This is a genomic window from Serratia sp. 25CWL12 (genome assembly GCF_055790885.1).
The window spans coordinates 2,528,796-2,544,024 of sequence record NZ_CM147698.1 but is presented as its reverse complement, the minus strand read 5'-3'; the positions used below and the strand labels follow the sequence as shown (position 1 = coordinate 2,544,024).

8 protein-coding genes are annotated in these 15,229 nt (G+C 47.5%); 4 read left to right on the top strand and 4 right to left on the bottom strand.

The window, feature by feature from the left end:
* Positions 1 to 461: 461 nt before the first annotated feature.
* The 4 genes from ACX9GV_RS10915 to ACX9GV_RS10900 all read left to right on the top strand — a co-directional run bounded on the left by ACX9GV_RS10915 (position 462) and on the right by ACX9GV_RS10900 (position 8,155).
* Complete coding sequence (locus ACX9GV_RS10915) at positions 462 to 2,693, top strand: type I secretion system permease/ATPase (protein ID WP_473195530.1); 2,232 nt, start codon at positions 462 to 464, stop codon at positions 2,691 to 2,693.
* 308 nt (positions 2,694 to 3,001) lie between these two features.
* Positions 3,002 to 4,180 (top strand): HlyD family type I secretion periplasmic adaptor subunit, encoded by a 1,179-nt coding sequence (locus tag ACX9GV_RS10910; protein ID WP_473198020.1) that lies wholly within the window; start codon positions 3,002 to 3,004, stop codon positions 4,178 to 4,180.
* Positions 4,181 to 4,184: 4 nt separating this feature from the next.
* On the top strand, positions 4,185 to 6,683 hold the full coding sequence (locus ACX9GV_RS10905) for a TolC family protein (protein WP_473195529.1): 2,499 nt from the start codon (positions 4,185 to 4,187) through the stop codon (positions 6,681 to 6,683).
* Positions 6,684 to 6,883: 200 nt separating this feature from the next.
* Complete coding sequence (locus ACX9GV_RS10900) at positions 6,884 to 8,155, top strand: tetratricopeptide repeat protein (RefSeq protein ID WP_473195528.1); 1,272 nt, start codon at positions 6,884 to 6,886, stop codon at positions 8,153 to 8,155.
* 218 nt (positions 8,156 to 8,373) lie between these two features.
* On the opposite strand, the gene ACX9GV_RS10895 is transcribed toward ACX9GV_RS10900, so the two are convergent.
* The 4 genes from ACX9GV_RS10895 to focA form a co-directional block, all read right to left on the bottom strand.
* Positions 8,374 to 10,398, bottom strand: coding sequence for an O-linked N-acetylglucosamine transferase, SPINDLY family protein (locus ACX9GV_RS10895; protein WP_473195527.1), 2,025 nt, complete (start codon positions 10,396 to 10,398; stop codon positions 8,374 to 8,376).
* Between the two features lie 297 nt (positions 10,399 to 10,695).
* Positions 10,696 to 11,436, bottom strand: a complete 741-nt coding sequence (gene pflA / locus ACX9GV_RS10890) for a pyruvate formate lyase 1-activating protein (protein WP_473195526.1) — start codon at positions 11,434 to 11,436, stop codon at positions 10,696 to 10,698.
* Between the two features lie 401 nt (positions 11,437 to 11,837).
* The gene (pflB, locus tag ACX9GV_RS10885) at positions 11,838 to 14,120 is read right to left on the bottom strand and encodes a formate C-acetyltransferase (protein WP_473195525.1); all 2,283 of its coding nucleotides are present in this window, start codon (positions 14,118 to 14,120) and stop codon (positions 11,838 to 11,840) included.
* Positions 14,121 to 14,179: 59 nt separating this feature from the next.
* Positions 14,180 to 15,043 carry a formate transporter FocA gene (gene focA, locus ACX9GV_RS10880; protein WP_473195524.1) on the bottom strand — a complete coding sequence of 288 codons (864 nt, stop codon included), beginning with the start codon at positions 15,041 to 15,043 and terminating at the stop codon, positions 14,180 to 14,182.
* Between the last annotated feature and the right edge of the window lie 186 nt (positions 15,044 to 15,229).

Genomic DNA, 15,229 nt, shown 5'->3' with positions numbered 1-15,229 from the left:
GCTTTGATGGTGGCGGGTATATCTTTCGATTTGCGCCGACTTGGTTTATGCTCTGTCCCTCCTTTACGACTCTATGCGTCATCAATTTTGCTGACTTTTGATAGCAAGTGATAGTTTTAATACTTCTATTATCTTTATTACACTTTTTTAAACGGGATTTTTGGTACAGAGATGCATCTCTGTTACACTGTACTTAGTGTAGTATACACACCCTATTTATATTAATGTGCAGGTACTGGAAGGTATTACTCAGGTGAAAATTCCAATGCGTTACTACGATTGATTTAACTTACAGAAGAATCCTATTCTCTTTAGCAAACTTTTGAAGTAGCTTGCTAAATTTGATAAATTACCGCCTATGCTCTATCGTTTTCTGATAGATTCAGACTAGACGTTCACAGTTATACACATGTTTTTCTTACACGATTTAATTAAAGTCTAAGTAAAACTAGGGAAAGATTATGAGTAAACAACTGCCGGAACCAGGAGAGGCAACGGAGACCTCGGTGATGCATTCACTGGAGTTTGATAATATTGATGATCACAGCAGAGACTCGTTGCTTTGGGCGGTTGAGTGGTTGTGTAAGCACTATAACAAAGTAAACAGCCCAGAAGTGCTTTACGCCGGTTTACCACGGGGCGATAAGCTAGAGCCCGAGTTAGCGTTGCGTATGCTGGAGCAAGTGGGTATTTCAGCTGGTTGGATTAAGCGTGACCTTTCGCAACTCTCTTCTTACTTATTCCCGGTGATTGTAGCGCGTAATGATGGCACTTATTGTATCGTTACCGCCAGAACCGGGCAAAAGGCCAACAGCTTATACCAGATTGTGGCACCTGAAAGCGGTGGCACGGTGACACTCTCAGAGAAGGATCTGTCAGCTTCTGGTTATGTGATGGCGGCGAGTCCGACGCCAAAACTGGAATCACGCCAGGACGATGAAATATTGCCAGAGTCGACCCGTGAAAGTCACTGGCTGTTTTCCACCTTGTGGCGTTATCGCCATTATTTTTACAGTGCGGCAACTGCGGCATTGCTAGCCAATATTCTCACCTTGGCCACCACATTTTTCACCATGAACGTTTATGACCGGGTGATCCCGACCCAGGCCTATGTCACATTATGGTCATTGGCCATCGGGGTGATGATTGCCGTCATCTTTGAGTTTATTTCACGCCAAGTTCGTATTTATTTGATCGATATCGCCGGTAAAAAAGCTGATTTGATTGTCGGTGCCAAGCTGTTCCGGCAAGTGATGGCGATGCGGATGGAAAGTAAACCGCAATCAACTGGTACATTTGCGAACCAATTGCGTGATTTTGAAGCAGTGCGTGATTTTGCTACTTCCGCCACGCTTTCTACACTTTCGGATTTGCCATTCTGTATTCTGTTCATGTTTATCATTTATATGATAGGCGGACAATTGGCGATCATTCCACTTTTGGCAGTACCGATTATTTTGTTGGTCAGTGTGGTCATTCAATGGCCGTTAAGCCGTTATATGGCTGAAAATATTCGTGAAATTTCCCAAAAGCAAGGGATGTTGATTGAGTCTATTGAGGGGATGGAAGTACTGAAAGCCACTCAAGGGCATGGGGTAATGCAAAAACGCTGGGATGATATCAGTGCTTTGGCAGCCGCTTCTTCGATGAAAACCCGCTATCTTTCAGCCTTGACTTCAAATTTCGTCACCTTTATGCAGCAAGCCTGTACAGTGGCTATCGTGGTCTTTGGTGTCTACCTGATTCATGCTGGGGAACTGACCATGGGGGCGATGATAGGGGTGGTCATTCTGTCAGGTCGTTCACTGGCACCGCTGGCGGCAGTGGTTGGGTTGGCGCTGCGCTATCAGCATGCAAAAACCGCGTTAAAGTCTCTTGACCAGTTAATGGCACTGCCTACGGAACGCGATCCAACATTTAATTATCTGCCAACACCCAAATTTGATGGCAATCTGACGCTGAAAAAGGTGGCATTCGCCTATCCGGTCCCTGGAATGATGGTGCCACCCTCCGTTCTGGATAATATCAATATCACCATCAAAGCTGGTGAGCGCGTAGCGATTATCGGCAGCATTGGCAGTGGTAAGTCGACATTGCTACGGGTGATGGCGCGGATTTATCAACAGCGTAGCGGTCAGCTCTCCATCGATGGTGTTGATGCGACCCAGGTTGATCCTGCAGATTGGCGTGCCGCAGTGGGTTATGTGGGCCAGGATTGCCGACTTTTTAGTGGCACCTTACGCTTTAATGTCACTATAGGTAATCCAGGGGTCACTACAGCAGAGTTTTTGCGCGTTGCCCAGATGACAGGGTTGGATCGCATCGCCGCTAAGCACCCGCTGGGCTATGATATGCCCGTAGGTGAGATGGGGAATAGCCTTTCCGGTGGGCAGAGACAACTGGTTGCCTTGGCGCGTTGTTTATTACTGAAACCTAAAGTTTTACTGATGGACGAACCTACCAGCTCAATGGATGTCTTGACAGAAAACAAGTTTATTCAGCAATTGCAAAAAGCGATTGAGGGACAAACCTTGGTTATCGTGACGCACCGTATGTCCGTGCTGAGTATTTTTGATCGTCTGATTGTTATGGATGACGGACATGTGATGACTGATGGTCCTAAAGATCAAGTGATTGCCATGCTGAGTGCCAATGGCGAGAAGAATGCGCAGAAAGCTGCAGCGGGCAGTTAGCAGAATAAATGTCCATTAAGTGGTGACCTGCAATGGCATCCAATCGATTTCAAGATCAGATAGTTCATACTGTTATACCTTGAAAATGATGGTAATACACTGACAAGGAACAATGGATGAACAAGGATGACGTGGCATTAGCCGGCCCAGATAATGCGGATTACAGCAATAATGGTGATGGAACGATAGCAGATAATGAGGCAAAGATAAAAACCGTGAACCAGCCAGATAAAGTTAACAGCAAGAAAAAAAAGGATGGTAATAACCTGCAACACACTGGAAAGATAGAGCCTGATGACTTGCATTTTATGAATGATCTGCAGGCGGCGTTGATTTCACAAAAAACGCCATTCAGCATGATCATGCTTTATCTTATCTTGATTGTGTTGGTGGTTGCCTTGGTATGGGCACATTTTGCCAAGGTTGAAGAAGTCACCCGTGGTGAAGGTAAAATCATCCCCGCTAGCCACGAGCAGGTCATTCAGAGCCTGGAAGGTGGGATTCTGGCTGAAATGAATGTCCGTGAAGGCGACATTGTCGAAAAGGGGCAGGTTCTACTGAAAATGGACCCGACCCGCGCGGGTTCCAGCTATGGTGAGTCTTTATCAAAAGTATTAGCCCTTAAAGGAACTATAGCCAGATTACGCGCCCAAGCGTATGACACCAAATTAGAGTTTCCTCCAGAGGTGATGGCGGAGGCTGGTATTATCGAAAATGAAACTAAAGCCTACAACTCTCAGTTGAAAACACTTAACGATAGTGTCGCCGCACTTAAGAAAAGTCTGGCTTTAGCGGAAAATGAAGTCGCGCTTTCTGCGCCATTAGCCCAAAAAGGGCTGATGTCAGATGTGGAAATTCTACGGTTACGTCGCCAGGCCAATGAGTTCCAACTGCAAATCGTCGATCGCATCAACCGATTTCGTTCTGAGGCGAATAATGAGCTGAATAAGGCTGAATCGGAACTTGCTCAGACCCAGGAAGTATTGCGTGGTCGGCAGGATGTCATGGAGCGCACCACCATTGTCGCGCCAGTGCGTGGAACGGTGAATAGTATTCATACCACCACCATAGGCGGTGTTATCGCTCAAGGGGCTGAGATCATGACGATCATTCCTTTGGAAGATAACCTTTTAGTTGAAGCCAAGATTAAGCCTGCTGATGTGGCCTTTATTCGTCCAGGCTTACCTGCAACGGTGAAAGTTACTGCTTATGACTATGCCATTTATGGTGGTTTGTCTGGGGTAGTGGAACATCTTAGTTCTGATACCTTGGTCGATGAAGAAAAAGCACGTGCGGGCCGTGGAGACTCAACCTATTATCGAGTCTATGTACGTACCGACCAAGCTGCATTGCATATGAAAGATAAAACGTTTCCGATTATGCCCGGCATGGTCGCTGAAGTGGAAATTAGAACAGGTGAAAAGACAATTTTGTCTTATATATTGAAACCTGTCTTAAAAGCACGTGAAGCATTTAGAGAGAGATAAGCGGATGGCAAAGAAGCAGAGTGAGTTTCGTCGGTTGAAAATAGCCATGGCAATAGCGATATGTTTACCTTTTTCTAGCCTGGCAATTGACCAACAGTCCTCCTTATCAGGGGAGAGCGACAATGATATTAATTCATTACCGCCTATGGTGACCCAGGAGGAGTATGTTGAGCAATCTAATCTGAAACCTTCAGCGCCGCAAAGCGTGGAGCAGGTTAAAGAGAGCGGTCAATCTGGGGCTAACAGTCAGTCGCAATTTGTTGCCGATGGGGCAGCCAACGCAACTTCACCTAGCGTCTCAAGCACGCCTTCGCCTAAATTGACCAGTAACTCAGAGAGTTCAACAGAGAGTTTAACACAGAGTAGTGCGTATCCAACTTCAGTGAACAGCCAACCGACTCAAGCAGTAAATAGTCAGGCAGGAGATGTTATTCAGGGTGCACCGCAGCCCAAGGTGGTGGAACCTAATGGTGTGCGTGCTGACGCTGGTATCAAGAGTGAAATGTTGACAGACAGCAAACAGCCAGCACAGCAGGGTACGGTTTCTCAAAGCCAGACGCTGTTTCAACCAGAGCCAGTTTATGACAAAACGCGTTTAAGTGCTGCTGAAATTCAGCGTGCCTCAAATAATGCGGTAGATAACGTTTATGCTGGGAAAGGCGAAACAAATTCAGTTAACAGCCAACCGACTCAGGCAGCAAATAGTCAGTCAGGAGATGTCACTCAGGGTGCACCGCAGCTCAAGGTAGTGGAACCTAATGGTTTGCGTGCAGACGCTGATATCAAGAGTGAAATATCGACAGACAGCAAACAGCCAGCACAGCAGGGCACGGTTTCTCAAAGCAAGAAACTGTTTCAGCCAGAGCCGGTTTATGACAAAACGCGTTTAAGTACTGCTGAAATTGAGCGTGCCTCGGATAATGCGGTAGATAACGTTTATGCTGAGAAAGGCGAGACAAGCTCAGTTAACAGCCAACCGACTCAGGCAGCAAATAGTCAGGCAGTAAATAGCCAGGCAGAAAATAGTCAGGCAGCAAATAGTCAATCTGGGGATATCACTCAGGGTGAACCGCAGCCCAAGATGGTTGACCGCAATAATCTGCGTAGCGATGCTTATATCAAAAATGAAATAACCGCAGATAGCAAGCAGCCAGAGCAGAAGAGTAGTGGCGACTATTTCCCGCAGCCGTTACAGCCAGACCCGGCTTATGACAAAGTGCGTTCAAATACTGAAAGTAACCAGCGTGATGCGGGTAATGTGGTAGATAACGTTTACGCCGGGAAAAGCGATGCTTCATCTCATACCTTTTTACGTAAAATGGTGACGATGGCATTGATGCACAGCCCAGAAGTGCGTTCCTCTGACGCAGATGTTCTGGCCGCAGGTTATTATGTTGATCAAACCAAAGGTCAGCGCTGGCCGCAGGTTCAGGTTGGGGTATCAACACCCTTGGCGACCCAAGGGGGCAGCGCAGACCTACAGCGAAATAACTCCAATGCCAAAGATACCAGTGGCAATGTCTCAGTGGTCACCCCTATCTATGATTGGGGCAAGATAAGCCATCAAGTTGATAGCGCAGAAGAAGGGGTGACGGCGGCGGTTAATGCGAGAAGTTATACCAAAGAGATGCTGGCGTATAATACTGTCTCAGAATTGATAAATCTCGCGCGCTATCAGGAAAGTCGTGTAGTAGCAGTCGCTTATATGACGCGAATGAAGCAACTGGCCGATATGTTGGAGCAGATTACGGTAGCAGACCAAGGCCGTGCCAGTGAGTTTACTCAGGCGAGAGCCAAACTATTATCTGCCCGTGCAAATTTAGACGATATTGAACACCAATTAAGTGTAAGCCGCATCAAGCTGGTGCGCTTATTGGGGGTAGAACCCAACTTACCTGAAAATATTTCCTGGCAAGATTCAATGGTCCCGGCATCAACGGCGATCGCCTCTTTGGCAAAAAACCCCAATTTGCTGAAATTGCAGGCACAAACCAAGGCGGCTGAATCTGAGGCTGACAGTATTAAGGCTGCGGGGTTGCCGCAACTTAATTTGGTGGTTTCCAAGAATACCGCTAAAGATATCAATGGTAATGAAACCGGCTGGTATACCGGCGTGAATGTTCAGTGGAATGCGTTTAGCGGTGGCTCACAGAAAGCGGCTCAGCAGGCTGCGCTGGCTAAAGCGACGGGTGCTCAACAACAGTATGAAACTGCCTATCGAGATTTGGAGTATCAAATCAATAATTTGGTCCAGACTCGTGACTCTTCGTTTTTACGCGCACAAGATTTTGACCGTTTGTCTATAGAGACCGATCGAGTTAGGCAAATGTTTTATGATCAGTGGTATCACCTCGGCAAGCGGACTTTGCTGGATGTACTCACGGCAGAAAACGATCATTTTAACAACCAGCTATCAGCGATTAATAATCGTTATGATGGTTACGTTGCGAACATTAATGTGATTGCCAGTGCCGCAATGTTACTGAGCTGGTTGGAAAGGTAAGCTAAACTAAACGGGACTATACCTAACCGATTTCAAGTAATAGGGTGGTAGCGATGCATTTGCATTTTTCCCCGTTGGGTGAACCTCAATAAGGCGGTTCATCATAACGTTGAAGCATCTTAGCAGGGTGCTTACTGCCACCCAGTACAGGCAGTAAGCATCGCCATCATCATTGATCAGTCTGAGGCAAATTTAATTCTATGCTTCCTTTCCAGAAAAAAAAATCAATAGCTCAGTCTCATAGTCAGGAACAACGGCTTAACCATCTTGCGCAACAGTATCGTACCGCAATAGCGAATGATGATTATGCCGCAGGGAAAGTAATTGCAGAAACGACACTGCGTTTGGTGCCGCGTAATCCTGATGTATTGTCCAGCTATGCCTTGTGTTTAATGCGAACTGAAGAATATGAAAAAGCCTATAAAACCTATAAGAAATTGTTTCAAAGTCTGCCATTAGAGGCACTCCCGGCCACGATGATTGATGGTTTGACGGAGGCTTGTGGTTGGACGAATCGACCCGATGAAGTGAAACACTATGGTTTGATATCACTGGAGCAGGGGGATCAGATATTTGGTGGTGGCCAGCTTTATCCTCTGCCCGAATCCCATCCGCCTGCGTTTAATCCCCATAATCCGCAAGAGAATGCCATCTCATTTACTCTTTTTGGTTCACAGGTGCGTTACTGTGAAAGTGCGATTATGAACGCGCAAGTGAGCAAAGAGCTGTTCCCTGGTTGGCATTGCCGTTTTTATCTGGATGATACGGTGCCCCAACCGGTGCAGCAGCGTTTGCTGGATACCGGCGCTAAAGTGATAAAAGTTGCAGGGGATTTGCACCAGAATGTCCCAGCACTGATGTGGCGTTTTCTGGTTCTGGATGACCCCGAAGTCAAACGTTATCTTATTCGTGATGCTGATTCGTTGCTCTCTGAACGAGAGCAAGGGGCGGTTGAAGCGTGGTTGCAGAGTGATTATTGGTATCACCATATGCGTGATTACTTTACCCATACTGAACTGCTGTTAGCCGGGATGTGGGGCGGTTGTCATAATGCTAATCTGCCTTCAATTCCTGTACAGGTTAGTGATTATTTGAGTAAGCAAGATAATCATCGTCGTTTTGTCGATCAATATTTTATGCGTCAGCAGCTCTGGCCCACCATCCGACAGAGTTTGCTCAGTCACGATGATATGTTTGGGTTCTATCAAGCACAACCTTTCCCTCCCCATGCGCCAATCCGTTGGAAAACCAATAAATTTCATGTTGGCAGCAATGTCAGCTATCAATTGGCCGGCCTCGCTAGCAGTAAAGAAGAGGGTGAATTACAGCGGTGGGAAGTCTTGGATCAGCACAGCAATAGCCTATGCCAATATGCCAGTGTGGTGAAAGAGCATACTTGGCGTGAATACATGCCTTTCTTTATGCTTGATCGTATTCTTGCTGGCGAATGGCAACTTAAAAATATCGATTGAGCGGCCTCTACGACGTCAGGAAAACACGGGTTAACCCGTTTTCCTGACGTCGTGAGGTGAAACTGCCAGTTTGACGGGCATATCCCCGTCATCAATAAAGCCGAGAGAGGTATGGCGAGCATTTTCACTTCATCCTTAAGGCTCACTCTACCGGCAAGTGCTTGCCAGTAGAGTGAGCTTGGCTAAGTGACTAAGCCTGGCTTATTGCCTGTGCACGATCATCTTCCCCTAACACGACCATCTTCCTCTAAAACAAGCGGCGTCCGTTGCTCGCGGGGCTGATCCCGTTGGGCCCACATGGCATCGTAGAGCTGTTCAAGATTGTGCGTGAAACGTTGGGTATCGAACAGTGCAGAGGTTTGCCGCCCAGCAATTAAGCGCTGACGGAGCGTTGCACGCTTATCGGCATCGTTCGCCAGTTCGCAGGTCAATTGCAGCCAGCTGTTTTCATCGGCAGCGATTAACTCGGGAACATTAGCCGCATGTAGCAGACTGGTGGCGACACGCGAGGCAAAGGTTTCACCCGTATAGCTCACTAATGGAACCCCTGCCCACAATGCATCACTGGCGGTGGTGTGCGAATTACAAGGGAAGGTATCCAGTGCGATATCCGCTAGTTGTAAGCGGGCCAGATGTTGCTCAAGTTTCATAAAAGGTGCAAAAATAATCCGCTCGGTAGCAATACCCCGCTCAACCATTTCACGGCGAAGATTATCAGTAACGACTGGTGAATTGCCTTCCAGGAGCCAGAGCACCGTATTGGGCACCGCATTCAGCACCCGGCTCCACAGCGTAAATAGAGCGGGGCTATATTTTACTATTTGGTTAAAGCTACACAGGACCACTGCATTGTCTGGCAGACCAACATCTTTACGGCTAAGTGGGGCAGGAAGCGGGCGGTTGCGGTCGTTTGGCTGATAGCTATCCGGCATAAGTGCCAGCGTTTCGCTATAGTCACCAGCATGAGATACCGGTGTAACCTGAGCATCACCGATAATATAATCCGCCAGCGCTGGGTGGCCCAGTGATCCAGGATAACCTAGCCAGCTCACGGTTATCGGTGCTGGTCGATAAGCGGTGATGCCCAAGCGCGTGTAGGTGGTGAAACCTTTCAGGTCCACTAAAATATCAACGTTATCCGCCATGATCTGTTGTGCGGCAGCTTTATCGCTAATGCCACGCAGGTAATGCAGGGGTAAACCGCTGTCTGCTAGCCGTTGTGTGTAATTGTCAGACGATTTTTTCGGGCTGTAGCAATAGAGGTGAATATCATAGCGTTCGGTATCATGTGCCTCCAGCACGCCAGCCAGCAGGTGCATGGTGGCATGATCGAAAAAATCTGCCGAAAGATAGCCAATCTTGAGGCGCGCATTGGTAGGGTGAGCTGGGTGTGGCAATGGATTTGCTAACTGTATTGGCCAACGTATCTGTGCAAACTGGCGCGCTGCATTGCGGTGAAGCTCGCGGGTGAGCCACGGATAGTTAATTAAGGTATGTGGGTCGATCTCTTGCTGGTGTTCGGCAACCACCAGATTGTGTAATTGTGCCTCCAGCGTATCGAGCCCTTGCCAATCAGCAGATTTCCGCTTCAGTCTGCACAGGCTGGCAATATCGTTAACCCGTTCGCAGAGCGCAATCGCTTCGGCCCACTGTTTGCGGTTTTCCAGCAGTGAAGACAGAATCGTAGCAGATTGATAATGTTGAGGGTTCAGTGCTAACGCTTGGCGTAATGCAGTTTCCGCCTCGTCAAACTGATTTTCATTACGCAAACAGACACCGAGATTCATCCAGTTTAATAGATACCCCGGATTGAGTTCTGTACCACGGCGATACAGCGTGAGTGCACGAGCAACCTCACCTTGCCTGAGGTATTCATTGGCCAGGTTATTGGTAGCTTGGGCATTATTCGGCGTCAGCGCTAAAACGCGTTCAAGTAATGTCATCGCGCGTTCAGATTGATTAAGCGCCTGGCACACCAATGAAAGGTTTAACAGAGCGCTAGCATCTTCTTGTTGTTGCAACGAACGTGAGATTAACGTCTCCGCTTCTTCTAGCCGCTGGGTTTGCAAACAGATAACCCCCAGATAGTGCAAAGCACTGGTATGATTCGGTGAAGAGCGTAGTAGTTGGCGGTAGCCTCTTTCTGCTTCCTGCAACTTCCCCGCCTGATGTAAAGAAAATGCTGCCTGATAAGCAGCATGAACAGGGTTAGATTTTATCGGCCAGCTAAAACGTTTTGCCATCGTGATTTCCTGATGAAAAGAGGAAAAGGGGTTATACCGTGATACTTCAGGGCCAGTGGTGTTGGCTAGCGTTAGGCGCCTCATTCATGAGGTCCACCCCGCACCACCGCCAGCGTCATTTAAATCCGCCGGCGGCAGCCCGCAGGCGGATTTGTCGTTCGCCCTGGTCACAACGTATTTATGCATCTAGTCGCTGACTCTGTGACCCATGACTGGGCTCAAGCCTCAGGCTAAAGGGGAGAGCCAGCGTTGTGTACTGTCACGTTATGGAACTCGGGTGTCGGAGAAAGTAGGGCCTCAGTAAACCACTTTGTGGCCATAGCTCTCAAGGATCCCTTTTACTCGCTCCATCACTTCAGTTTTCGGTGGATGTACATCACTGAGTTTGTACTCTTCCCCCATGGCGATCCATTTATGTTTACCTAATTCATGATAAGGCAACAGTTCGATCTTTTCGATATTGCTCATATCTTTGGTGAATTCCCCCAGCATATGGACAGATGCGTCATCATCAGACCAGCCTGGAACGACCACATAGCGGATCCAGGTGCGTTGATTACGTTTCGCCAGATAATGGGCAAACTCCAATGTGCGCTGGTTAGAGACACCAACCAGAACCTGGTGGATCTCATCGTTCATCTGTTTTAGATCAAGCATCACCAGGTCGGTAGCATCCAGCAGTTCATCAATCACCGGATCGTAACGGCGAACAAAACCATTGGTGTCCAGACAGGTACTGATCCCTTCCTGTTGGCAGGCACGGAACCAATCACGGACAAACTCTGCTTGCAGAATAGCCTCACCACCTGATGCGGTGACGCCACCGCCAGAGGCATTCATAAAGTGGCGATAAGCCACGGTATCCGTCATCAATTCTTCAACGGTGACTTCTTTTCCGCCATGAGTGTCCCAGGTATCACGGTTATGGCAGTAGAGGCAGCGCATCAGGCAACCCTGGAAAAAAACAATAAAGCGGATACCCGGGCCATCAACGGTGCCACAGGATTCAAAAGAGTGGATGCGACCTTTTAAGGACATTGCAGGGTGTTCTCCAATATTGACTGTCAAACGCAACCTAAAATAGGCTCGTTACCCCAGACATAGACCGTAATACCATAACGGAGCGGCCTGAGTAACGAGTAGGGCGATGGGTTGCCCGGGTACACGCCGATTACTGCTGTAGTATACCTCTTTCTGCCGTCCGTCGCGTTATCGCTTTTGTCATCGTCAGCCACCATTATGATTATTGCAGGGGGACATTATTCGGCAGATTCAGAGAAGTTAGGCGAATATCGCTTAAATGGCGCGGGATTAAGGCTCTGGCAGCGTAACCGGAATAGATTTCGTTTACTCAATTTCGCTTACTAAAAGGGCCGGAATATCCGGCCCAAGTCTATTTTACCAGGGGAAGATAAACTCCCCCTGTCAAGACGCAGTGATTAGATCGACTGAGTGAAAGTACGAGTAATCACGTCTTGCTGTTGCTCTTTAGTCAACGAGTTGAAACGCACCGCATAACCAGAAACACGGATGGTCAACTGAGGATATTTCTCAGGGTTTTCCATGGCATCCAGCAGCATTTCACGGTTCATGACGTTAACGTTCAGGTGTTGCCCCCCCTCGATGGAAGCTTCATGGTGGAAGTAACCATCCATCAGACCCGCCAGGTTGGCTTTACGCACATCATCATCTTTACCCAACGCATTAGGAACGATGGAGAAGGTGTAAGAGATACCATCTTTAGCATAAGCAAACGGCAGTTTAGCCACTGAGGTCAGAGAGGCGACCGCACCTTTCTGATCACGGCCATGCATTGGGTTGGCACCTGGGCCGAATGGCGCACCAGCACGGCGACCATCTGGGGTGTTACCGGTTTTCTTACCATAAACCACGTTAGAGGTGATGGTCAGAACAGACTGAGTCGGTACCGCATTACGGTAGGTATGCAGTTTCTGAATTTTCTTCATGAAACGTTCTACCAGATCACAAGCGATATCATCAACACGTGAGTCGTTGTTACCGAACTGTGGATATTCACCTTCAATCTTGAAGTCAACGGCCAGGCCGTCTTCATCACGGATGGTGGAAACTTTGGCATATTTGATAGCAGACAGGGAGTCGGCAGCCACCGACAAACCAGCGATACCACAAGCCATGGTACGATAAACGTCACGGTCATGCAGTGCCATCAGCGCAGCTTCATAGCTGTACTTGTCATGCATATAGTGAATGGCGTTCAGCGAGGTCACATATTGCTTGGCCAACCAATCCATAAAGTGATCCATGCGTTCCATGACTTTGTCATAGTCCAGCACTTCATCCATCATCGGTGGCTCTTTTGGACCCACTTGTATTTTCAGTTTTTCATCAACGCCGCCGTTGATGGCGTACAACATGGTTTTCGCCAGGTTGGCACGAGCACCGAAGAACTGCATATGTTTACCAACGACCATCGGGCTGACGCAACAAGCAATGGCATAGTCATCGTTGTTGAAGTCAGGGCGCATCAGATCGTCGTTTTCATATTGCAGGGAAGAGGTGTCGATAGACACTTTCGCAGCGAACTTTTTGAAGTTCAACGGCAGCTTTTCAGACCACAGAATGGTCATATTTGGCTCTGGTGAAGGCCCCATAGTGTACAGGGTATTCAGGAAACGGAAGCTGTTTTTGGTGACCAGTGTACGGCCATCAACACCCATACCTGCCAGAGATTCGGTCGCCCAGATTGGGTCACCAGAGAACAGTTCATCGTATTCAGGGGTACGCAGGAAACGAACCATACGCAGCTTCATGACCAAGTGGTCAATCAGTTCCTGAGCCTGCTCTTCTGTCAGTTTACCGGCTTTGATATCACGCTCGATAAACACGTCCAGGAAGGTAGATACGCGGCCAAATGACATGGCAGCACCGTTCTGGGATTTAACTGCAGCCAGGTAACCGAAATAAGTCCATTGTACTGCTTCTTGGGCAGTTTTGGCTGGAGCAGAAATGTCATAACCATATTTGGCGGCCATTTCTTTCATTTGAGCCAGTGCACGGTGCTGTTCAGCAATTTCTTCGCGCAACTGCATGGTCATTTGCAGGTCTTCACCATTTTCAAATCTGCTTTGCAGTGAGTTGAACTGCTTCAGCTTGTCAGCCATCAGGAAGTCAATACCGTACAGTGCCACACGGCGGTAGTCACCGATAATACGACCACGACCATATGCATCAGGCAGACCGGTCAGCACGCCAGACTTACGGCAGTTCAGGATATCTTTGGTGTAAATATCGAATACGCCCTGGTTGTGGGTTTTACGATATTCAGTGAAAATCTTCTTCACTTGTGGATCCAGTTCACGGCCATAAACCTTGCATGAACCTTCAACCATTTTGATGCCGCCGAATGGGATCAATGCCCGCTTCAGTGGTGCATCTGTCTGCAAACCGACGATGGTTTCCAAGTCTTTATTAATATAGCCAGCATCATGAGAAGTAATGGTAGAGATAACACTGGTATCGAAATCAACTGGCGCATGGGTGCGGTTTTCCAGTTTGACCCCTTCCATCACCTTGTCCCACAGTGTAGTGGTCGCTTGGCTGGCACCGGCCAGGAAGGCTTCGTCACCTTCATAAGGAGTGTAGTTTTTTTGGATAAAGTCACGTACGTTGACTTCTTTCTGCCAATCACCCTCGGTGAAACCTTGCCAAGCAGTTGCTAATTTTTCGTTAAGTTCGGTCATGATATACCTACCTCTAATGTGGATTTTTTGTTAAACCCGTGCCATGCCAGCGAACAGAATTAATGCTTCTGTTCACCACCACGCAGATAAATTACCCAGTAACTCAACCCAACCAGCAGGCCACCACCAATAATGTTACCAATAGTGACGGGGATCAGATTGTCCATAATAAAACTGTTTACGGTCAGATGAGCAAATTGTTCTGGTGTTGCCCCAACAGTTTGCCAAAATTCTGGGGTAGCAAAATACTTAACCACGATACCCATCGGGATCATAAACATGTTGGCGATACAGTGTTCAAAGCCACTGGCAACAAACATTGCCACTGGCAGGATCATGATAACGGCTTTGTCTGTCAGGCTGCGCCCTGAATAGCTCATCCAAACGGCCAAACAAACCATTAAGTTAGCTAGAATGCCAAGACAAACTGCTTCAGTAAAAGTGTGGTGTAATTTGTGGTTAGCGGTTTGTAAAACATTCAAACCCCATTGACCGTTGGCTGCCATATGTTGACCAGCAAACCAAATCAAAGCGACAAAGAACAGAGCGCCAAGTAAATTACCAATATAAACGTTTAACCAGTTGGTGGCTAGTTGGCCCCAGGTAATGCGGCCGCTGGCTTTGGCAACTACCGTCAAAACGGTGGAGGTAAACAGGTCAGCACCACAGACGACAACCAGCATCAACCCCATGGAAAAGCAAATCCCGCCTATCAGTTTTGCCAGGCCAAAAGGAACAACACCAGCAGTACCGGTAGTGGCAGTGATATAAAAAACAAAAGCAATAGAAATGAATACACCAGCATATATCGCTAAAAAAAAGGTCTTTAGCGGGTGCTTAGTTGCTTTATAAACACCTACATCTTCGGCAACTTTTGCCATATCAGCAGGTAACAACATATCAAAGGGGTTGCCAGCTCTCAAACTTACTCTCGCTCTTAAGAATTTAAATGAAACATTAAACACGAAGATACTAGCAAAGCAGTATAGGGCAAAAATTGATGTAGATCATAACCCGCAAAACTAAAATGGTTAAAAAGCGTATGATTTGTAGGGTTTATGGTATTAATTAATTGATTTTAAATAATAAAACTTTTTTTAATGTTTACA